This is a genomic window from Bulleidia sp. HCP3S3_C9 (assembly GCF_052064035.1).
GTDB lineage: Bacteria > Bacillota_I > Bacilli_A > Erysipelotrichales > Erysipelotrichaceae > Bulleidia.
The window spans coordinates 1-20,619 of the sequence record NZ_JBQHWJ010000023.1 but is presented as its reverse complement, the minus strand read 5'-3'; the positions used below and the strand labels follow the sequence as shown (position 1 = coordinate 20,619).

The following is a 20,619-nucleotide window of genomic DNA, read 5'->3' as shown; positions in this document are numbered from 1 at the left end:
ATATTAACAGTAGAATAATTGCTTTTGAAAAGTTAAAGTGAAAATGAACAAAGAAGAATTGTGTTACTGACAAACACATTTTGAAACTATACAGGAGGCAATTATGACAGAAGAGAAAAAAGCATGGTGGAAAGAAGCAGTCATTTATCAGATTTATCCCCGCAGTTTTGCTGACAGCAATGGAGATGGTATTGGTGATTTAAATGGTATCATAGCACATCTTGATTATTTACAGACACTTGGAATAGATGTTATCTGGCTTTCTCCAGTTTACAAATCACCTAATGATGATAATGGATATGATATTTCTGATTACCGTAATATCATGGACGATTTTGGAACAATGGAAGACTTTGATCGCCTGCTTCTAGAAGCCCATCGTCACAATATTAAAATTGTAATGGATCTTGTGGTAAATCACACTTCAGATGAACATGCATGGTTTGTTGAAAGCCGCAGTTCTAAAGAAAATCCATATCGTGATTATTACATCTGGAAAGAGGGAAAAGATGGCAAAGAACCAAACAACTGGGGTTCCTGGTTTGGTGGTTCTGCATGGGAGAAAGATGAACGTACAGGCATGTACTATCTGCATTGCTTTTCCAAAAAACAGCCAGATTTGAACTGGGAAAATCCAAAGGTTCGTGATGAAGTTTTTGACATGATGAACTGGTGGTGTGAAAAAGGGATTGACGGATTCCGTATGGATGTTATCAGTATGATTTCAAAGGTGCAGTCTTTCCCGGATGGACCAGTTGAAGATGGATTATATGGCAGTCTTGCGCCATATGTATGTAACGGTCCACGTGTTCATGAATATTTGAAAGAAATGAACAAGCGTGTACTTTCTCATTATGATTTGCTTACAGTTGGTGAAGCAAGTGGTGTTACGATTGATGAAGCAAAAAAATATGCAAATAATGATGGAAGTGAACTGGGAATGATATTCCAGTTTGAACATGTCAATCTTGTGAGTGGGCCGATTGGTAAATGGACTGATCAAAAGCCACAATTAAAAGATTTCCGTCGTGTTATGAATCAATGGCAGTATGAACTGGAAGGAAAAGCCTGGAATAGCCTGTATCTTGATAATCATGACCAGCCACGTGCAGTTTCGCGCTTTGGTAATGATTCTAAAGAATATCGAGTTGTTTCTGCGAAAATGCTTGCGACTTGTCTGCATATGATGAAAGGGACACCATATATTTATCAAGGTGAAGAACTTGGCATGACAAACGTTTACTTTGATAAGTTAGAAGATTATCGTGATATCGAAAGTTTCAATGCTTTCCATCAATACGTAGATAGTGGAATGGTAAAGGCAGAAGATATGATGCGTTATCTACAGGAAATTGGTCGTGACAATGCACGTACACCAATGCAGTGGGATGATTCTAAAAATGCTGGCTTTACAGATGGCACTCCATGGATCAATGTAAATCCAAACTATACAGAAATCAATGCTAAGGCTGCATTAGCAGATCCTGATTCTGTATTCCATTATTATCAGAAATTGATTCGTTTGCGTCATGCACTTCCGATCATTGTCTATGGAACATTCCAGGGATTGCTGGAAGATAGTGAATCTATCTATGCATATCATCGCCTTCTTGATGGGCAGATATTAACTGTTGTCTGTAACTTTACTGATCATGAGCAGGATTGTAATCTTTGTGATGATCCTGATGCAAAGGAATTGATTTCTAATTACAAAATGCATAAGGCTGGAAAGTTGCAACCATATGAAGCACGTGTTATTCTACATGAATGAAAGATAAAACATTCCCTTCATCTTTAAAAGAAACAAGGCAACATGGAAACTTTAGTTTTCCATGTGCCTTTTACCAGGCGATGCATGAAAATGACTCGTCTGGTTTTTCATATGTCGTAAAGCATCATTGGCATGAACAGATTGAGATTATCTATCTAGAAGAGGATTCTTATCAGGTTGATATCAATATGAATATAACACATCTTAAAAGTCCATGTTTTTGCTTTATCAACAGTGGAGAATTACATGCATTGGTTTCTGATTCAGATCGATATCAGGAACAGGCTGTTGTATTCTCTGCAGATTTACTTTCATTTGCGACTTTAGATCTTGTACAGGAACAATTTATGCTTCCTCTATTGGAACATAAACTTTCTTTCCCGTCTTTTCTTGCTTCTGAACATCCAGCATTTGCACAGGTTCAACAGGAATTTTTGAAAATTCGTTCGGTATTTTTTAGAGAAAATCATGCTTGTCGTGATCAGTTTACAATTGAAAATCCTGTTTCTCAATTACAGGTAAAAGCTGCACTATTAAGTATTCTTGGAATTCTTGCGGAATATGCATTACTGACTTCAAATAATCCACAACATAATCCACAAGTAGAACTGCTGAAACGTGTAATCAGCTATATTCATCAAAATTATCAGCGTCAATTAACACTTGGGGAGCTAAGTGCCCTTGTGGGAATGAATGAACAATACTTCTGCCGTTTTTTCAAAAAAGCACTTGGAAAAACGCCAATTTCTTATATTAATGACTATCGTATTCATCATGCAGCAACATTGCTGAGTACAACAGAACTTCCAGTGATGGAGGTGTGCCTGGAAAGTGGGTTTAATAATCTTGGGCATTTTATGAAGGAATTTAAAAAAGCAACGCAGTTAACGCCATTGCAGTTTCGTAAGCAGACTATGACAAAATCTTTTAAATAAGTGGATGTTTTTTTTATGAAAAAAGCACTCTTACGAGTGCTCTGTTGTATCTTTTGGAGCTTCTGCATCCATGATTGCCCCACAATATGGACAAATTGGTTTTTCGTAATTGACACGTTGTTCACAATTTGAACAAGTGCATTGTGGGAGATAAACAAATCCATTGATGGATTCTTTGTCTTCTCTTTTGAAGTGGATCCAATATGCATGTTTTTTTACTTCTGTCACTTTGCATCACCTCTCTACTGCTTATAGTATTGTACAATTCAAAAGCAGTAATCGTCTACTGCTTTTTTAAGAAATCTTATACATGGAACTTTGATTGATTAACGAAAGTTAACGCATTCAAAATTTGTAATATCAATATCTGTTGAATAGTACTTTGTCAATGCTTCAATTGTTGTAACTGTATCTTCGATACCTGCAGTTTCATATGTTGAATGCATGGATAGCTGTGGTAAACCGATATCTACTGCGTGAACACTGACTTGTGTGTTAGAAAGATTTCCAAGTGTGGAACCACCTGCAGAATCAGATCGATTTGCAAATGTCTGGAATGGTGTATTTGCCATATGACAAATCTGCATCATTACAGATCTTGAGAATGCATCTGTTGTGTATTTCTGGTTTGCACTTTCCTTGATGACAAGACCTTTGTTCATGTAGGAACAGTTTACAGTGTCTGTCTTTTCTGGGTGATTTGGATGTACAGCGTGTGCATTGTCCGCACTAACAAGGAAAGATTTAGAAACTGCCTTGAAGTAATCTTCTTGTGTGAAGCCAAGGTCAAAGTTAATACGTGTCAGTGTATCTTTGAGGAATGTAGACATTGCACCTTGCTTTGTGTTCGAACCAACTTCTTCGTTATCAAAACAAGCAAATACATTGATGTCATGATCGTTTCTGGAAGCTAAGAATGCCTTGAGTGTTGTAAATGCACATTGCAAGTCATCTAACTTAGCAGATGAAATGAATTCATCCTTATATCCCCAGATACATGGCTTTTGACGATTGACTAAGAATAAGTCTGTACCAAGAAGATCTTCTTCCTTCACACCACATTCATTCGCAATCATCTTTCTAAAGTCTCCTTCTTTTGCTTTGCCGCAAGAGAATAGAGGACATAGATCAATCTGGCGATTGAAGTGAACACCGTTATTTACATCACGATTGAGATGGATTGCAACATTTGGAATCAATAATAGATCTTTATCGATGTATACAAGCTTGTTTTCAATTGTATTGCCATTTCTAACAAGAGCTCTACCAGCAATTGTTAATGGACGGTCGAACCATGTTGCATCAATCATGCCGCCATATGCTTCAACATCTAATCTTAAGTAGTCTCCTTGTCCCTTTAATTCAGGTACATTCTTGATTTTGAATGTAGGGGAATCACTATGAGACGCACACATCTGGAAATGATAGTTGTCTAAAGAAGAACCAACCTGGAATGCGATGATACTGGAATGATTTCTAATTGTGTAGTAATTCTTTCCTTTTTCAAGATTCCATGTTGTGTTTTCTGGAAGATATGTAAAGTCTGCTTCGTCTAAGTAAGCCTTCATTGTTTGAATGGAATGAAACATACTTGGACTGTTTTGAATAAATTGAAATAACTCTTCGGATACTGTTTTTTCGTTCATTTTAGTTGCCTTTTTCTTTCCTATCCTGTGCTTGACGAATTATTGGTAAGATCATACCAAGAACAATCAAGACAACTGGTGTACAGATATTTAGAATCATTGTTTTCATGTCTGTTGAATATACACCTGTAATACAGCAGAACAGAGTAACAAAGAAGCACCAGCCACCAATAATGATACCAAGTGTTTTACCTTTTACAAAATGATATTCTTGAGAAAATGCATCTCCTGCCTTTTTAAGCATGATATATGCAAAGAATACCCAGATGTATCGGAATGGCATACATACAGAATTGAGCTTGTTGAGCTGTGTAAGAACTGCAGCAGCTCCTGGAACTGTCATCTGTGCAAGGATGATTGCACCAGAAAGTAATGCTACCATCTTGATACCGTTAACGTAAGAACCATTTTGATTCTGCTTGAGTAATGTCTTAGGAATATATTGAGAAGAATTTTCGTCTCCTAATAACATTCTTAATGGCGCATCGATAGAAATGACAAGTGTTGAAAACTGTCCGATTGCGGTAGCTGCAGCGTAGATGATCAACAATAGATCGCCCACACCATAATAGTTGCCCAGCTTCTGGAACGCCCAGTAAGCACCGTTAGAAATATAAGAACTCTTGATTTCTGCACTAGCATTGATGATTTCTGGATCAAACATCATACCCATAGCAATCGTACCGAATAAAGCACAGATTACAACCATGACAGCCGCAAAGATCATTGACTTAGGGAATTGCTTTGCTGGATTACCTTCCATCTTATTTACATATGGAGAAATCTTTTCAATACCGCCAACAGCGAACACAAGAATGGATAAGCTTGTGATGTATTCAACATTGAAGCTTGGAATGAGATTCTTCATTGACCAGTCCATGGATACATATCCACCATTTGGATTGATGATTGGAGCACCAAACATCAAAATGATGTAAAGAATACTGAGTACGAACATACTGCTTCCAGCAAGTGTTGCCAGTTTCTTTAGTGGGTTCAAACCTTTAGAAGCGATATAGCAGAATACGATTAGTACGATCAATGCCGCAATCTGAATGTAACGTGTTGGGAAAGAGTCATATGTTTCTGCGTTTCTAAATACCAGCCATGAAATAGCTTTTAAACCACTGGAACATTTACTTGCGATATAAGAGACATGTACTGCCCAATATGTCCATCCTGCATAATATGCAAGTTTACTTCCAGCTGTTTCTTGTACCCAGGATGTAACGCCTCCACCTTTGTTTTTGAATGCAGAGCCGAGTTCTCCTACCATTAATGCGTATGGAATGAAGTATAATGCAAACATCATTAACCATGAGAAAATAACCTGTATGCCGTTAAAGTACATGAAACCATTAACGACATTACCGAATCCCCAAAGTGTTGAGAAACACATAAAGGATAAGGCATACCATTTAATTTTTTTAGAATTGTCCATTTAACCTTAATTGAACTATTTATAGTTCATCCTTTCTGAATAGGTGATCTATCAATGTATGGTGCAGGCAGTAAGAAAAATACCATAATATTATCAATTGTTCCTATATCCTCATATATGACAAAAGTAACCAATAGACCCAACCATTCTATATTATACTGTATTTATTTTGAAAACAAATATGTAAATGTACTTGAAATGGATACACATATTTTCATATGTTATGAAAATGAGAGAATAGAATTCATGAAAATAGAACTGTCAAAGATTTGGATTATGTATACAATTTTTAATTTTTATATATATTTTTAAGAAAAGTTGTGATATTTCTTAAGAAATATGCTATATTCCCTAGGCAATTCAGGTTAGTTTATGGCAAAAAAGGTAAAACAGACAGGAAAAAATACATTGATCTTATTGATGATATGTGTTGTGGTTTTTATGGCATATATCGTATATAAAACATTTGGGAATCAAATTGTTGAGTTGTTTCATTTATTGGAACATGGCGATCAGGAAGAGTTGAAAGCATATTTGGAAGCACAGTCAACGGTTGGCGGATTTGTTGTACTTTGGCTGATTTGTGTAATGCAGGTCGTATCAATTGTGTTTCCTTCTATGGTTATTCAAGTAGCAGGTGCTTTGATTTATGGATGGTGGAGGAGCTTTATTGTATGTTGGATAGGATTTGTCAGTGGAAATGTGATTGCATTTACGATTGGAAGACTGTTTAAAAAGAATATTGCGACACTGATTCATAAAGAAGGGGAGAAAGAAAACTGGATTATTCAGAAAATCAACCAGGGACATCAGATCTTTGTTGTGGCAATTGCATGTATGGTTCCAGGGGTTCCCAATGGAATCATTCCATACCTATCCGCACAGACAACAATCACAGCGAAGGAATTTTCGATTGCGGTTGCGGCAAGCAGCTGGATTCAGGTGTTATTAAATTGCATGGCAGGACATTTCCTGGCAAATGGGCAGTATTTATTCATGGTATTTGCATTTGTAATTGAAGTGGCAATTACATTGCTTGTTGCGAAAAATAGAGATAAATTACTAAAAACAAATTAACTTTCCATCTTTCTGGAAAGTTTTTCTTTATGCCTTATAAAGAATGGCTACAATAGTTTGTACGATTGAGGGATGGAAAAATGAAACAAAGTATTTAAATGTGTGAAGGTTCTCTATGGAAAAACATATTTTTCTTTAGTGTTCCGATAATGTTTGCACAAATATTGGAAGTATTATTCAATTTAAGTGACGTCGCAATTGTAGAAATTACTTACTTTCTATATAGCTTTCAAAAAATCAAACAAATGATGCAGATATGAAATAGATGCGTTAAAATAAAGCGTGTCACTGAAAGGAGAAATATGGCTAAGAAATTAATTTGTCCACATTGTGGAAGTAAAGATGTAGAAAAACATAGTGAATACTTTGTTTGTAACAACTGTAAGAATTCATTTGGCAGAGTTGCTTTATCTGATGAAGGAATTCCTATGGTAGATGCAGTGACTGGCTTAAGATTCCGTTATGGAGATATTGTCAGTGGAAGTGTTCGTTTAAGAATGATTCAGGAAAAAGATGGATCTTGTGTATATGAAGTATATGATGTAAATGAAGGCAGTTTTGATAAAGTTGCAGACGTACTAAGCAAAGAAGACTGGACGCGCTTGAAAGACTGGTTATTTAATGAACTCTATCTATTAGACTGGAATAAAGAATATATTCCTGAAAATAATGGACAGAATCAATTGGATAACAATGAATGGGAACTTGGTATTGATATTAACTGGGATGAAGGTCTTGAATATCGTGGATATGATGCGTATCCTCCATATTGGAAAGGATTCTTGAAAGCAGTTGAACCTTTGTTCAATAAACTGAAGAAATAAGCATAAGAGGTGGAAACACCTCTTTTCAGGTTGTCTTTTGTTACAGATGACTATACAATTTACAGAGATTGAAAAATAAGAGGGAATGGAATGAAAATAATCATTGCAGGAGCTGGTAAAGTCGGCAAGACATTAACAAAAGAATTAAGTGCTGATGGATATGAAATCACATTGATCGATAAAAATCCAATTGTTCTAGAAACAATCAGTAATCGATATGATGTTATTACATATGAAGGAAATGCAGCAACTGTAGAAACATTAGAGGAAGCTGGTATCAATGAAACGGATGTTTTTATTGCGGCTACAAGTGCAGATGAAGTCAATGTATTGGCATGTATGACTGCACGTGCATTAAATCAAGATGTACATGTTATCGCAAGAGTTAGAGATCCTGAATATGTTTCTGGTTTATTGAAGTTGAGTGATCACTTTCATTTGTCACTTGTAATTAATCCTGAAAGAGAAGCTGCAATTGAAATTGCTAGTTTATTGAAGCTTCCAGAATTTAATAAAGTTGAACACTTCTCGAAGTCTAGAGCAGAAATTGCTGAACTTAGAATTGAATCAACTTCTAGAATCAAGGATATCAGACTGGCAGACTTACATAAACGTGTACAGGCACAGGTATTGATTTCTGCAATCTTAAGAGATGGCAAAATCATATTGCCAGATGGTAATACAGTATTAAAAGAAAATGATCGTTTATATATCACAGGTACAGATCAGGAATTACATGCATTATTAAATAATATTGGTGTTGTAAAGAAACCTGTTGGACATGTATTGATTGCTGGAGGAAGCAGAATTGCGTATTATCTTGCAAAGAGTCTTGAAGAATCTGGCATTCGTTCAACAATCATTGAACAGGATGAAGAAACTTGCACAATGCTTGCCGGATTGCTCCCAAAAGCTACGATCATTCATGGTGATGCTTCGGATCATTCTGTATTAGACAGTGAAGATCTTGAAGATTATGATGCCTTTGTATCATTAACAGGTATTGATGAAATCAATATGGTTTCTTCGATTATGGCAAGACAGAAGAAGATTCCTACTGTCGTTACAAAGCTTGGAAGAGGAAGAATCAATGCATTGACAGATTTATTGGATCTTGGTTCTGTGATTTCTCCAAAGAATCTTGTATCAATGCATATTGTTCGTTATGTACGTGCAATTCAGAATAAGCAGGGCGCTGCTTTAACAATTCATAGAATTGCAGAAGATCGCGTTGATGCATCTGAATTCCGTGTTGATGAAACAACAAAACATTTAGGAATTCCTTTAAAAGATCTTCATATTAAAAAGAATATCTTGATCAATTCTATTGCTAGAGGTAATTTGTTCCAGATTCCTAATGGTGATTCTACATTAGAAAAGGGAGATATTATTGTCATTCTTTCTGATGAAACAACAACAATTCATCAAATCAATGATATTTTTGAGGATTGAATCATATGAATTTTAAATTTGTATTACGTATTATTTCTTACATTTTGTTGATTGAAGCAGCTTTAATGGTTCCATCTGTTGGAATTGCATTGTATCAGCAAGAATGGAATGCGTTGTATGGATTTTGTGTAACGTATGCCATTCTGTTCTTGTGTGTTGGATTGCTGTTCATCATCACAAAAAATTATCAAAGAGGTCATTTCTTTGCTCGTGAAGGACTTGTAACAACAGGTTTAACATGGATCGTTATGAGTGCAATTGGATGTCTTCCATTTGTGTTCTCAAATGAAATTCCTCACTTTGTAGATGCAATGTTTGAAATGGTATCTGGATTTACAACAACTGGTTCATCGATTCTTCTAAATGTAGAAGAGATGTCATATAGCTTGCTGTTCTGGAGATCATTCAGCCACTGGGTTGGTGGTATGGGAATTCTTGTGTTCTTGCTTGCAATCGTTTCTGTTGGCGGCAAGAATGGTGGATTTACAATGCATATCATGCGCGCAGAATCTCCTGGACCAGTTTCTGGAAAAATTGTTCCAAAGATGAAAGATACTGCCAAAATCACTTATAGTATCTATGCGGCATTGACAGTTATTGATGTGTTGTTATTGATTGTTATTGGTAAAATGCCTGTGTTTGATGCGGTATGTATTGCTTTTGGTACAGCTGGTACTGGTGGATTTGGTGTGAAAGCAGATTCTATGGCTTCTTACAGCCATGCAGCAATCAATATCACTACAGTATTCATGTTGTTATTTTCTGTTAACTTCTCTGTTTATTTCTTGATTTTGACAGGAAAAGCAAAAGAAGCATTAAAAGATGAAGAATTTATCTGTTTTATTTCCGTTGTTTTCTTGGCAATTGTTGGATTGTTTGCTACGGCATTACCATTCTATAAACAATATGGTGATTGCTTAAGAGATGCAGCGTTTACGGTTGGAACGATTATTTCAACGACAGGGTATGCAACAACAGACTATAATCAATGGCCGTCAATGGCACATACGATTGTTCTGTTATGCATGTTTGCTGGTGCATGTGCTGGTAGTACTGGTGGTGGATTTAAACAGGTTCGTCTTGTTATCTTATGGAAGACATTAAGGAGAAATGTACATAAGTTTTTGCATCCAAGTGAAGTAAGAGTCATTGAATATAACAACCGTCCCATGCCTGAAAGTATTGTAAATAATATTTCATCCTATTTGATTGTGTATGTATTCTTGATTATGGCTTCTACATTTTTGATCTCTGTAGATGGATTTGACTTTGAAACAAATTTCTCTGCAGTTATGGCAACAGTCAATAATATTGGTCCTGGTTTATCTCTTGTAGGGCCAGTCAGTAACTTTGCATCTTTCTCAATGTTTTCTAAGATCATACTGACATTTGATATGTTGGCAGGTAGACTTGAAATTATGCCAATTCTTATCTTGTTCTCCAAGTCAACTTGGAAACGTGCTAGATAAATATAAAAATGGTTGAACAAATTGGTTCAACCATTTTTTAACTATTCACTTGTTTCAGGTGTTGCGGTAGCTTCTACCTGAATGGATTCTCCTGTTTCAGGATCTTGAACGATCATGAAGTTTTTTAAAGAAGAATCAGGTGTTGTGATTTCAGAACGATACTTGAAATAATCTGTCTGATAGATCATCAATGAAATATTGAATGCATTGTTGACTCTGGCAGTGTTATTTGTGATGTAGGAATCATCAACACTTACACTCTCATCTGCAGGTACAAATTCATTTGTTGCGGCATAGTATGTTCCTTTGTTTGTTGTCCAGTCACCATCTGGAAAATAAACGATGGATTCCTGCTGTGAGAAGTAATCAGTACCAAGATAGAAGCGAGGATCATAGTTCAAGTTATAAAGATTTAATACTGTTGGTAAAATATCATATGTACTTGTAACGTCAGTGAATGTTTCGTCTCCTAGAATAGATGGACAATAGATGACAAGAGGAGAACGGAATTCATTCATCCCTTCACTTCGATCAATGGTTGTACCATCATCATCAATTGCTGGTGTGCAGTCATAGAGATAACTCAAATCCATATTCAATGGATGATGATCCGCGAAGAATACGATTGCGGTATTATCTAGTTTTCCAGCTTCTTCTAAAGTTTCTAGAAGGTATTCCATACCTTTATCTAGTTCCATAGCCTTTGAAATATAATGTTTTACATCTTCTGGATAATCTGGATGAACTTTGTTGATCTCATCTAAGTATTTATTTCCTAAAACATCCCAGTTTGTGTTATATGGGAAATGTGTTGAAGATGTAATATACATTGTCATAAACTTATCTTCATTGATAAATTTATCTGTAGTGAATCTGAATAAGTCATAATCAGACTGCCATCCAGGAATTGTGATATCTTCACCATATTCTTTTTTGAAATCTGTCCAGTCTTCATAATCTTCACATCCTAGACTTTTCATCATTTCTTTACGAGGATAGAATTCATCGGACCAGTTATGATAGGCATGTGTAGAATAGCCTGCAGCGTTAAACAAAGAGAAGATGGAATTTGTCCATGTATTATCCGCAAACTCTGCATATACGTTTGTATCTCTTCGAGGAACAAGAGATGTTTCCGAAATGAGTTCTGAATCAGAAGTTCCCGTATCAAATTTAGGTGTGTAGTGATGTGAGAAGTTCCAGCCTTGTGTCATCATTTTATAGAGGGTAGGTGTCAATACTTGATCCATACCAATATAGTCATAGGCTTCAATCATGACATAGATTAAATTCTTGCCATCTAATAAACCCGTTTTTTCATTGTAACCTTCAATATTCTGATTCATTAAGTAGCTGTCTACTTTTTTACGTGTTTCATTATCATCTGCATCTGATAATTTTTGCCACTTTGTATCGTCAATTTTTCGTGTGCTGTCAACTTTTGTGTATTGTTGTTCTTCTTGTAATGTTGCTTCTTTTTCTGTGAAAATCGTTGCGATATCTCTGAGCAGGAATCTTTCAATACCATATTCACGAACTGCACGTTCCTGGAATGTTGGGTATGTGTACTGTTCCCAGTCTCCATACACAGATGTGAGTAATAAACCACATTCATCTAATGCTAATGCACTGACAAGGACAAGAATTGTATTCTTGTAGTTTTTCGATTGGTATAGTTCAAAGAATTTTCTTTGAATCAAGACATAGGAGAGTGGGATTAAAATCATGAGCCAGTACAGTGGAGGCATCTGACGAATGTATTGAAGTACATATGAAACCATTGCACCAGCTAGACCGCCAGCTGTTTTGAGTGTTGCATAGGAATGCATCATGTTATGAATGCCAATCTGGAATAATGCATAGACTGGCAAGATAAAACAGAAAATAGTATTGAGAATGCGAGATACTTTCAATGGGAAAAAAGATAAGATTGTCGCAAGTATTCCCGCAAATCCAAAGGAGAATAATGTGATTCTTAGAACTGATAAATCCAATGTGAATCCAAACTCAATGACTTTAAAGATGAATTCAGAAATCAACATTGTGATAGATAAAGAAAGGAAAGAGAAAAGAATAAATGGGACTTTCTTTCTATTTTCACCTGGTTTAAGAAAGGAAAAGAAGCATTTCTTTTCTGCAGGTTTTTCTTCAGAAACTTTTTCTGCAGTTGTATCTGCAGCTTCTGTTTCCTGTTCTTCTTTTGTTTCTTCTACATTTTTTTCTTCAGAAATTTTTTCAACAGTTGTATCTGCAGCTTCCGTTGCTTGTTCTTCTTTTATTTCTTCCACATGCGTGGAATGTTCTTCATGCAATTCTTTTTTATTATGCAATATGCTTTTATAACTTCTATTTGCCATGATTCCTCCTTGAAATATACCGGTTAAGTATACTATAAAAGAAAGAAATACAGACAGAAAATCTGAAGAAGTTAGTATATATTAACGGATTCTTGTACTGCTGATCACATCATTTGTTTCAATACATGCACGAATACGCATGATATAGACAGGATCCTTATCTTCATATGTAACTCCAACAAGATACCCTGTTGTATCTGAAATGAATTTCTTGTTTAGTTTCTTAGCATAGTTTATCATTGGGGCAATATCTAAAATATTGATATGTGTGAGATCTTTCATATATACGATCTGTGTAATACATAAACCGTTGGGAATTGTAATTGCATTATCTGGGATTTCAACATGCATTTTCTGATAGATAGAAAGATATGTGCCAATGCCTACTTTTGTTTCAATGATTTCATCTTTAATGTCTCCATTTAAGATGTCTTTTGAAATGAAGATTGGTGTTGTTGTATAAAGAAAATAGTTACTATATGTAGTAGGATCAACAAGCTGATTCGTCTCAAACGGTGGATAAATATCAATTTTAGTATCTACGGATTGATTTAATGATACATTGGCATCATACGTAGACATAGTTGATAAAACATGTTCCATTTCAAAATGAATGAAATCAATTTTTTTTTGAATGCTTTCTATTTCTTTATGTAATTCAATTTCAACTTTTTTAAAACGCGAAAGATATTCCTCGAGAGAATCTAAATGCTCAGATTCATGGATATCCTGCAAAGAAAAATCAAAAGCACGCAGTTTCTTTAAATGAATGATAGATGCATAGTCCTGCATGGAGTAATCATAGTATCCATTTTCTAGTTTTTCAGGATGTAAAAATCCAAGATTTCGATACATACGGATCGTTTCTGTATTAATTGCGGTGAGTTTTGACAATTCATTGATCTTCATATTTCCTCCTGAATATGCATGAAAACGCTATCATAAGCACTTGACTCTGTAGCAGATACAGGGTTTTAAATTATTATATGAGATTTTTCACAAATTACAATCTCGATAAAAGGGGGAAAACATGGACTACAAAAAGTTCGAAAAAGTGAGCGGTGCAAGCCTGCTTGCAGCTTCATTAGCTCTCGGCCTTGTTACTGGATGTTCTGGTAAAGAAGGCTCTGGCAATACTTTTACTGGTACTGCCGAAGGTAAAAATGGTGATGTAACTGTTGAAGTTGTTTATGAAAACAACGAAATCAAGAGCGTTAAGGTTACAGACCAGCAAGAAACAGAAGGCATTGCAGATCCTGCATTGGAAAAAATTCCTGCAGCAATCGTAGATGCACAAACACCTAATGTTGAAACTGTATCTGGTGCAACAATTACATCTGATGCAATTATCAACGCAACAAAAGAAGCTTTAAAGAGTGCTGGTGTAGATGTTGATTCTATGGGATCAAGTGCACCACACGAAAATGTTCCTGTAACTTATGAAGCTGGTACATACACAGGTACTGCAGAAGGTTACAATGGTCCTGTTACACTTGGTGTTACATTCTCTAAGGATGGTATTGAAGACATCGAAGTAACAGATAGCAAGGAAACAGCACATGTTGGTACTGTTGCTTATGACATCCTGACAGAAGATGCAAAGGAAGCAAATGGTTCTGGTATTGATGTTGTATCTGGTGCTACTTTTACATCTAAGGCATTCAAGGATGCTTTAACAAATGCAGCTGAACAGGCAAAAGCAAGTGATTTAGATGGTTTTGCAAGCAACACAGTTGTTCATGAAGCACAAGATCCAATTGAAGGCGAATATGATGTAGTAGTTGTTGGTGCTGGTGGTGCAGGTATGGGTGCTGCTGCACAGGCTGCACAGAATGGTGACAGTGTTGCTGTATTAGAAGAAAATGCTGAAGTTGGTGGTAACACATTAGTTTCAGGTGGTCAGTTCCAGGCTGTTATGAACTACCTCGTATGGGATCCAGCAAACCCAGATGCTACAAGTGCAAAGTGGGATTATGATGGAAAAACATATGACAAGGTAAAGGCTGCACAGGGTCAGCTCTCTACATTAAAGACAATTCTTAACTGGAATGAAGATGCATTTGATGAAGATTACTTCAAGGATAAGGAATATGTTCCTGGTGAAATCGATGAAGTAAGTAAAGCTGGTGTACATCCAGAATACTTAGAAACATTAAAGGCATTAAAGAAAGAAATCCAGGCATATGTTGACTGGGCTGATAAGAAGATTGCTGCAGGTGCAAAGGAAACAGATTTAACATTGTTCTCTACAGTTAATTTGCATATCTTCCAGACATACTATGGTGGATTAAGACAGTCTCATGATAAGAAGAGCTGGATCTATGGTGATTTTGATCTTGTGAAGCAGTTCTGTACAGAAGGTACTGAACTCAAGACTTGGTTAGAAGATCAGGGTGCAAAGTTCAATGATGCAATCACAATTACATTAATTGGTGCATTATGGTATAGAGAAAACGTTAACCTTGGCGGTGACCTTGATGGTGATGGTACACCAGAAGCAGCTGGTAACTGGGGAACATATTTCGCTACAACAGAAAATACAATCCTCAATACATCCAAGACTGCAAAGGATAACAAGATCATGACTCGTACAAAAGCTGAAAGCTTAATTGTTGACAATGGCAAGGTAACTGGTGTCAAGGCTAAGATGTATGATGGTACAGAAGTAACGATGAAGGCTAAGAAGGGCGTTATCATGGCTACTGGTGGTTTTGCATCTAATATCGAACAGGTAATGGATACAAATGAATACTGGGATTCTTCTTACATCACAAAGACAACACAGACAACAAACAGATCTTCTCTTGTTGGTGATGGTATCAAGATGGGTGAAGATGTTGGTGCAGCTACAACTGGTCTAGGTTATACACAGATGATGCCTATTTCTTGGGTAGATAATGGTGACTTGGCATTTGGTAATGGTTTATATGGTGTTTATATTAACCCAACAACAGGTAAGAGATTCGTTGATGAATCTGCTGAACGTGACGTTCTTTCACTAGGCGAATTCCAGAATGGTATTTCTGCAGAAGGTGCACAGGGTGTATTCCTTGAATTCACAAATGCAGATACAGCTATTACATTCCCATATCCATATGATAAGTATGAAGGTAATAAGGCTGTTGAAATCTCTCATGATGATGTTGAAGGCAGAGTTTACTATGTAAAGAGTGCTGAAGATATTCAGAAGGTTCTTGATAAGTATGGAATGAAGGCTAAGCCAGAAGATATCTATAAGACAATTGAAGCTTATGATAAGTCTATCTTAGCTGGTGAACAGCCAAGTGATGGTGTAGCAAAGCATCAGTCTACAGTTCCAGTTGGTACAGTGGATGAAAAGGGTAACTACTCCTTAGAAGGACAGTTACTACGTATCCGTGTCATGGCTCCATCTACACACCATACAATGGGTGGTTTGACAGTTGATACTGACCGTCACGTATTAGATGAAAAGGGTAATGTTATTGAAGGTCTCTATGCTGCTGGTGAAGTTACTGGCGGTATCCATGGTGGTAATAGACTTGGTGGTAACGCTATCGTTGAAATCTTCGTTTCTGGTAGAACAGCTGCTAATACAATCGCTGCTGAAAACAAGTAATGAATGAAAAGGACATGCAAACGTGCATGTTCTTTTTTTTCTGGACACACAAAAAGAAATCTCATTCTTCAGAGATTTCTTTTTCTAGCTGTTCTTTTAATTGTGCGAAGTTCTGTTTTCTTTCTTCTGTAACAATTGGATATTGTGGATCCATGTCTTCTAATGTATGCAGAATAATTTCAGATACAATATATCTCATATACCATTTATTGTCTGCAGGTACAACGTACCATGGGCAGTGTTTTGTTGAAGTTGCGTTGATGGCATCTTCAAATGCATCTTGATATGCATCCCAGTATTGTCTTTCTTCCACATCTCCACTGGAGAATTTCCAGTTCTTTTCTGGTTCTTCAATTCTTGCCAGAAAGCGTTTTGCCTGCTCCTTCTTTGAAACATGCAAGAAAATCTTGATGATTCTAACGTTATTCTGATAGAGATATTCTTCAAAGTGTTTGATGTCTTGATAGCGTCGCTCAATGATTTCACTTTCTTTGATGCGTTTTGCATGTGCCTGTGATTTGTAAAGCTCTTTGACTTTTCCAATCAGTACATCTTCATAGTGGGAACGGTTAAAGATTGCAATTTCACCTTTGGCTGGTACCTGCTGAGCAATTCTCCATAAAAAATCATGAGCAAGTTCTGTAGAAGAAGGTGCTTTGAAAGCAGCTTCATACACACCATGTGGAGAAAGGCATTGCAAAACATGAGCGATGGTACCATCTTTTCCAGCTGCATCCATTGCCTGGAATACAACAATCAACCCTTCCTTTTTATCTGCATATAATTTTTGCTGAAGTGTATCTAATTTCTTCTCATTTTCAGCCATCTTTTTTTCGGCATCTTCTTTTGATAAACAATGCGAAGTTTCATTTGTAGAAACTTTGTGGATATGAAAAGTTTCTTTGCCATTATACATATAGTCTTTTAACATAGGTTAAAGCCTCACTTTAACTGCATTGTAGCACAATGCAATGTGAAGAAAAGAAATACTTTTCATTTGTTAGATTTTTGCATAAACTAATGGTAGCAGGAGGCATGATTATGAAACAGCATCGTATCGCAGTGAGTTGTGGAGAAGGATTTGCATCTGGATTTTTAGCAGGACACTTAAATATATTCGCAGCACAGGAAGGAATTTCAGATAAAGTTATCTTTATTCGTATTCCATATATGGATTTATATGAACATCAGCATGAATTTGATATGGCAATGATATTGCCTCATATTGAATGGAAAGTGAAAGAAGATACAAAAGAATATGATATTCCTTTATATATCATTCCATTTAAAGTTATTATTAAACCAAGAGCTGCTGACTTTGTTCAGGACTGTGCAGATATTATGGCTTTAGCGCGCGAAAGAGGCAAAGGTGGATTGATTCGCTTCCCTGGCGAAGAAAGAACATCAGAAGTTACGCGTTTATGTTCCCATGCACAATGGGTTGCAGAACATATGGATGATTAATCAAACTGCTTTAGAAAATGCTTTGTAGAAGCATTGAGATATTTTTTGTCACGATAATAGAAATTTAAATCTCTGATTGCTAGAGAATCATCCAGGATGAAATACAGTACAGATGGATCATGTATATTCTTATCTTCTGGAACAATATTGACTGTTCCATCACGAATGATTGAATATCCATATCCATTTTTTGTCATGAAGTATTCTGTAATCATTTGATCTACATACATGGCATAATTTGCTTCTGCATCATAATGATGAAAAATCGTTGCACTTCTTGAATACAGATCACTGTCTGGACGTAATGAAATATATGGCAGCTGTTCAAAGTCTTTGAGATTGACACTTTACTTAAAGCAGGTTGAGAAATATATAAAAGCTTTGCGGCTTTAGGAAAACTTCTTGTTTGATATAGTGCAGATACATATTTGCTTTGTGTTGACATAAATCATCTCATAAATAATTACTTATAATTCGTATAATTATCATATATTTGTAATTATACGAATGTAATACTAAACTCTTCCTATCAGTAATAACTGATGTCAGGTACACATAAAGGTACAGGAAAAATTGGTGTGAAAACAAAAGTGATGAAAAGTTTATTGGCTGATGTAATGTGTTCAGCAACATTAAGTGCATGTTCATCTTCTACTGCTTCTTCTAGTAAAAGTACTGACGGAAGTGAAGAAGTGATTCAGGTAGCAACAGGACAATCTATGGCACCATTCTGTTACTTAGATGCAGATGGAAATCTTGTTGGCTACGCCAAGATGTATTGCATGCGATAGATGTATATTTAGATGAATATACATTTAATATTTCAGCGATGGATTTTTCAACATGTGTTGTTTCTATTGACTCTGGTGCTGCAGATATTGTTTCTCATCAGCTTGTAAAAAGTGAAGAAAGAAAAGATTGTTGATGGTGCTAGATACATTGAAGAAGAACTGAGAAAACTTGGTTGTGATGTTTATCCGACACAGACAAACTTCATTCTTTTTGAGCCACATATGGATTATGATGAAGTACGTGATCAGTTGATTGAAAAGGGAATTCACATTTCTACACATATGATGGATCGTGTTTCTGTATCTACGCAGGAAAATAATGAATATTTTATTCAATGTATGAAAGAAATCTTGGAAGGAAGCAAATAAGCTTCCTTTTTGATGAATTTGTAAGATAATATTCTGTATTATTAGAAATGGAGTTTTTTTATGAGCTTGAATTTTGCGTGTGATTATATGCAGGGATGTTTGCCATCCATTATGGATCGTTTTGTAGCAACAAATATGGAAGGTACAGTTGGGTATGGACAAGATCAGTATTCACTTTCAGCAAAGGAAAAAATTAAAGAAGCATGTGGCTGTGAAAATGGGGAAGTAGAGTTTCTTGTTGGTGGAACGCAGGCAAACCAGACTGTCATTAAAGCATTGCTTCGTAACTATCAAGGTGTGATTGCCTGTGAAAGTGGTCATGTTGCGGTGCATGAAGCTGGTGCGATTGAAACAACAGGACATAAAGTAATTACGATTCCTGGCAAGCTTGGCAAGCTGGAAGCTTCCAGTGTTGCATCTTACATGGAAACTTTCTTTGGTGATGAGACATATCCACATATGGTACAGCCGGGTATGATCTATATTTCTCAGCCTACAGAATATGGTACATTGTATTCTAAGAAGGAATTGGAAGCATTGCGAAAAGTATGTGATACATATCATTTATATCTGTATGTAGATGGTGCTAGACTGGCGTATGCATTAGGATCTAGTGATAATGATGTGTCTTTAAAGGATCTTGCTAAATATGCAGATGCTTTCTATATTGGCGGTACAAAGTGTGGAACATTGTTTGGAGAAGCAGTAGTCATTCCTGATCAGAATCTGATTCCTTGTTTCTTTACGACAATCAAGCAAGGTGGTGCCTTACTTGCCAAGGGTAGAATGACAGGCATCCAGTTTGATGAAATGTTTACAAATGATCTGTATTTAAAAGCTGGAAGGAAAGCAGTAGAGTTTTCTAAGAAGATTACAGATGCATTTGCGGAACATGGCTATGAAGTTTATATGCCTACATATACAAACCAGCTCTTTATTAATTTTGAAGATGTAGTATTAAAGAAATTTCAGGAAAAGGTTTCTACAAGCTTCTGGGCAAAAACAGATGATACACATACACTCATTCGTTTAGCAACTTCCTGGGCAACAACAGAGGAAGAAGTGGATGAACTGATTGCATGGATGAAAGAGTGTAAATAATTATTTCCCTGGAAAATAAGCGAAATGACAGGCTTTTTCACCTGTCATTTTTTTGAATTGTACTGATGATTTTTGTGTGGGAAATTCGTTCATACAACAAAGGTTTCTGCATTGAAATGCGAAACAAGGATACAATAAACCATGTGAAGAGAAGAAATATACATGCAATACGCAAAAATAGTGAGTCTTGAAAAAGAACATAATTGACCATCTGATTCATTGACAAGCAAAAATAGGAAAAGCAGCATTCAAAGCATTCGTAATCTGTCTGCGGGTCATTGGATGAGATTTAAAAATATATTTGGCTACTTTATCCATCATCTG

The 20,619-nt window shown here is 36.1% G+C and carries 18 protein-coding genes; 11 read left to right on the top strand and 7 right to left on the bottom strand.

The annotated features are described in order from the left end of the window. Window positions 1-103: 103 nt before the first annotated feature. Together ACTND6_RS05625 and ACTND6_RS05620 are read left to right on the top strand one after the other, a co-directional pair. Complete coding sequence (locus ACTND6_RS05625) at window positions 104-1,771, top strand: glycoside hydrolase family 13 protein (RefSeq protein WP_441022737.1); 1,668 nt, start codon at window positions 104-106, stop codon at window positions 1,769-1,771. Further along, window positions 1,768-2,706, top strand: coding sequence for a helix-turn-helix domain-containing protein (locus tag ACTND6_RS05620; protein ID WP_441022735.1), 939 nt, complete (start codon window positions 1,768-1,770; stop codon window positions 2,704-2,706). The genes ACTND6_RS05625 and ACTND6_RS05620 overlap by 4 nt, the downstream gene beginning before the upstream one ends. A 30-nt stretch (window positions 2,707-2,736) precedes the next feature. On the opposite strand, the gene ACTND6_RS05615 is transcribed toward ACTND6_RS05620, so the two are convergent. The 3 genes from ACTND6_RS05615 to ACTND6_RS05605 all read right to left on the bottom strand — a co-directional run bounded on the left by ACTND6_RS05615 (window position 2,737) and on the right by ACTND6_RS05605 (window position 5,793). Next, on the bottom strand, window positions 2,737-2,934 hold the full coding sequence (locus tag ACTND6_RS05615; RefSeq protein ID WP_178176522.1) for a hypothetical protein: 198 nt from the start codon (window positions 2,932-2,934) through the stop codon (window positions 2,737-2,739). Window positions 2,935-3,032: 98 nt separating this feature from the next. Beyond that, the gene (locus ACTND6_RS05610) at window positions 3,033-4,352 is read right to left on the bottom strand and encodes a M18 family aminopeptidase (RefSeq protein WP_441022733.1); all 1,320 of its coding nucleotides are present in this window, start codon (window positions 4,350-4,352) and stop codon (window positions 3,033-3,035) included. Between the two features lies 1 nt (window position 4,353). After that, entirely contained in the window at window positions 4,354-5,793 is a 1,440-nt protein-coding gene (locus tag ACTND6_RS05605; RefSeq protein WP_441022731.1) for an amino acid permease, read from the bottom strand. A 372-nt stretch (window positions 5,794-6,165) separates the two neighbouring features. Here ACTND6_RS05605 and ACTND6_RS05600 point away from each other — a divergent pair, with 372 nt between their 5' ends. From ACTND6_RS05600 to ACTND6_RS05585, 4 genes are all read left to right on the top strand, one after another. After that, a complete protein-coding gene (locus tag ACTND6_RS05600; protein WP_441022729.1) occupies window positions 6,166-6,870 on the top strand; it encodes a TVP38/TMEM64 family protein in 705 nt (234 codons plus the stop codon). Window positions 6,871-7,172: 302 nt separating this feature from the next. Beyond that, a complete protein-coding gene (locus tag ACTND6_RS05595) occupies window positions 7,173-7,694 on the top strand; it encodes a hypothetical protein (protein WP_320100483.1) in 522 nt (173 codons plus the stop codon). A gap of 90 nt (window positions 7,695-7,784) precedes the next feature. Continuing rightward, the gene (trkA, locus tag ACTND6_RS05590) at window positions 7,785-9,146 is read left to right on the top strand and encodes a Trk system potassium transporter TrkA (protein WP_441022727.1); all 1,362 of its coding nucleotides are present in this window, start codon (window positions 7,785-7,787) and stop codon (window positions 9,144-9,146) included. Window positions 9,147-9,151: 5 nt separating this feature from the next. Continuing rightward, on the top strand, window positions 9,152-10,615 hold the full coding sequence (locus ACTND6_RS05585) for a TrkH family potassium uptake protein (RefSeq protein ID WP_441022725.1): 1,464 nt from the start codon (window positions 9,152-9,154) through the stop codon (window positions 10,613-10,615). 41 nt (window positions 10,616-10,656) lie between these two features. On the opposite strand, the gene ACTND6_RS05580 is transcribed toward ACTND6_RS05585, so the two are convergent. Together ACTND6_RS05580 and ACTND6_RS05575 are read right to left on the bottom strand one after the other, a co-directional pair. Then, window positions 10,657-12,972, bottom strand: coding sequence for an LTA synthase family protein (locus ACTND6_RS05580; protein WP_441022723.1), 2,316 nt, complete (start codon window positions 12,970-12,972; stop codon window positions 10,657-10,659). 81 nt (window positions 12,973-13,053) lie between these two features. Further along, window positions 13,054-13,881: a MerR family transcriptional regulator gene (locus ACTND6_RS05575; protein ID WP_320100484.1), complete on the bottom strand. Its 828-nt coding sequence runs from the start codon at window positions 13,879-13,881 to the stop codon at window positions 13,054-13,056. A gap of 121 nt (window positions 13,882-14,002) precedes the next feature. Here ACTND6_RS05575 and ACTND6_RS05570 point away from each other — a divergent pair, with 121 nt between their 5' ends. Then, window positions 14,003-16,570 carry an FAD-dependent oxidoreductase gene (locus ACTND6_RS05570; RefSeq protein WP_441022720.1) on the top strand — a complete coding sequence of 856 codons (2,568 nt, stop codon included), beginning with the start codon at window positions 14,003-14,005 and terminating at the stop codon, window positions 16,568-16,570. Between the two features lie 61 nt (window positions 16,571-16,631). On the opposite strand, the gene ACTND6_RS05565 is transcribed toward ACTND6_RS05570, so the two are convergent. Beyond that, entirely contained in the window at window positions 16,632-17,501 is an 870-nt protein-coding gene (locus ACTND6_RS05565; protein WP_441022718.1) for a PPK2 family polyphosphate kinase, read from the bottom strand. 110 nt (window positions 17,502-17,611) lie between these two features. Here ACTND6_RS05565 and ACTND6_RS05560 point away from each other — a divergent pair, with 110 nt between their 5' ends. Beyond that, a complete protein-coding gene (locus tag ACTND6_RS05560) occupies window positions 17,612-18,034 on the top strand; it encodes a hypothetical protein (protein ID WP_178176792.1) in 423 nt (140 codons plus the stop codon). On the opposite strand, the gene ACTND6_RS05555 is transcribed toward ACTND6_RS05560, so the two are convergent. Next, window positions 18,031-18,264, bottom strand: coding sequence for a hypothetical protein (locus ACTND6_RS05555; protein ID WP_441022716.1), 234 nt, complete (start codon window positions 18,262-18,264; stop codon window positions 18,031-18,033). The two genes, ACTND6_RS05560 and ACTND6_RS05555, sit on opposite strands and share 4 nt — an antisense overlap. Window positions 18,265-18,576: 312 nt before the next feature. On the opposite strand from ACTND6_RS05555, the gene ACTND6_RS05550 reads away from it, so the two are divergent. From ACTND6_RS05550 to ACTND6_RS05540, 3 genes are all read left to right on the top strand, one after another. Further along, window positions 18,577-18,825: a hypothetical protein gene (locus ACTND6_RS05550; protein ID WP_441022714.1), complete on the top strand. Its 249-nt coding sequence runs from the start codon at window positions 18,577-18,579 to the stop codon at window positions 18,823-18,825. A gap of 111 nt (window positions 18,826-18,936) precedes the next feature. Then, a complete protein-coding gene (locus ACTND6_RS05545) occupies window positions 18,937-19,194 on the top strand; it encodes a hypothetical protein (RefSeq protein ID WP_441022712.1) in 258 nt (85 codons plus the stop codon). A gap of 60 nt (window positions 19,195-19,254) precedes the next feature. After that, window positions 19,255-20,295 (top strand): threonine aldolase family protein, encoded by a 1,041-nt coding sequence (locus ACTND6_RS05540; RefSeq protein ID WP_441022710.1) that lies wholly within the window; start codon window positions 19,255-19,257, stop codon window positions 20,293-20,295. Window positions 20,296-20,619: the final 324 nt, after the last annotated feature.

What these genes read in the sequence shown, in the direction of transcription:
- ACTND6_RS05625 (WP_441022737.1), top strand. Translation starts at nt 104, where the DNA reads ATGACAGAAGAGAAAAAAGCATGGTGGAAAGAAGCAGTCATTTATCAG.
- ACTND6_RS05620 (WP_441022735.1), top strand. Translation starts at nt 1,768, where the DNA reads ATGAAAGATAAAACATTCCCTTCATCTTTAAAAGAAACAAGGCAACAT.
- ACTND6_RS05610 (WP_441022733.1), bottom strand. Translation starts at nt 4,352, where the DNA reads ATGAACGAAAAAACAGTATCCGAAGAGTTATTTCAATTTATTCAAAAC.
- ACTND6_RS05605 (WP_441022731.1), bottom strand. Translation starts at nt 5,793, where the DNA reads ATGGACAATTCTAAAAAAATTAAATGGTATGCCTTATCCTTTATGTGT.
- ACTND6_RS05600 (WP_441022729.1), top strand. Translation starts at nt 6,166, where the DNA reads ATGGCAAAAAAGGTAAAACAGACAGGAAAAAATACATTGATCTTATTG.
- ACTND6_RS05595 (WP_320100483.1), top strand. Translation starts at nt 7,173, where the DNA reads ATGGCTAAGAAATTAATTTGTCCACATTGTGGAAGTAAAGATGTAGAA.
- trkA (WP_441022727.1), top strand. Translation starts at nt 7,785, where the DNA reads ATGAAAATAATCATTGCAGGAGCTGGTAAAGTCGGCAAGACATTAACA.
- ACTND6_RS05585 (WP_441022725.1), top strand. Translation starts at nt 9,152, where the DNA reads ATGAATTTTAAATTTGTATTACGTATTATTTCTTACATTTTGTTGATT.
- ACTND6_RS05580 (WP_441022723.1), bottom strand. Translation starts at nt 12,972, where the DNA reads ATGGCAAATAGAAGTTATAAAAGCATATTGCATAATAAAAAAGAATTG.
- ACTND6_RS05575 (WP_320100484.1), bottom strand. Translation starts at nt 13,881, where the DNA reads ATGAAGATCAATGAATTGTCAAAACTCACCGCAATTAATACAGAAACG.
- ACTND6_RS05570 (WP_441022720.1), top strand. Translation starts at nt 14,003, where the DNA reads ATGGACTACAAAAAGTTCGAAAAAGTGAGCGGTGCAAGCCTGCTTGCA.
- ACTND6_RS05565 (WP_441022718.1), bottom strand. Translation starts at nt 17,501, where the DNA reads ATGTTAAAAGACTATATGTATAATGGCAAAGAAACTTTTCATATCCAC.
- ACTND6_RS05560 (WP_178176792.1), top strand. Translation starts at nt 17,612, where the DNA reads ATGAAACAGCATCGTATCGCAGTGAGTTGTGGAGAAGGATTTGCATCT.
- ACTND6_RS05555 (WP_441022716.1), bottom strand. Translation starts at nt 18,264, where the DNA reads ATGTATGTAGATCAAATGATTACAGAATACTTCATGACAAAAAATGGA.
- ACTND6_RS05550 (WP_441022714.1), top strand. Translation starts at nt 18,577, where the DNA reads ATGTCAGGTACACATAAAGGTACAGGAAAAATTGGTGTGAAAACAAAA.
- ACTND6_RS05540 (WP_441022710.1), top strand. Translation starts at nt 19,255, where the DNA reads ATGAGCTTGAATTTTGCGTGTGATTATATGCAGGGATGTTTGCCATCC.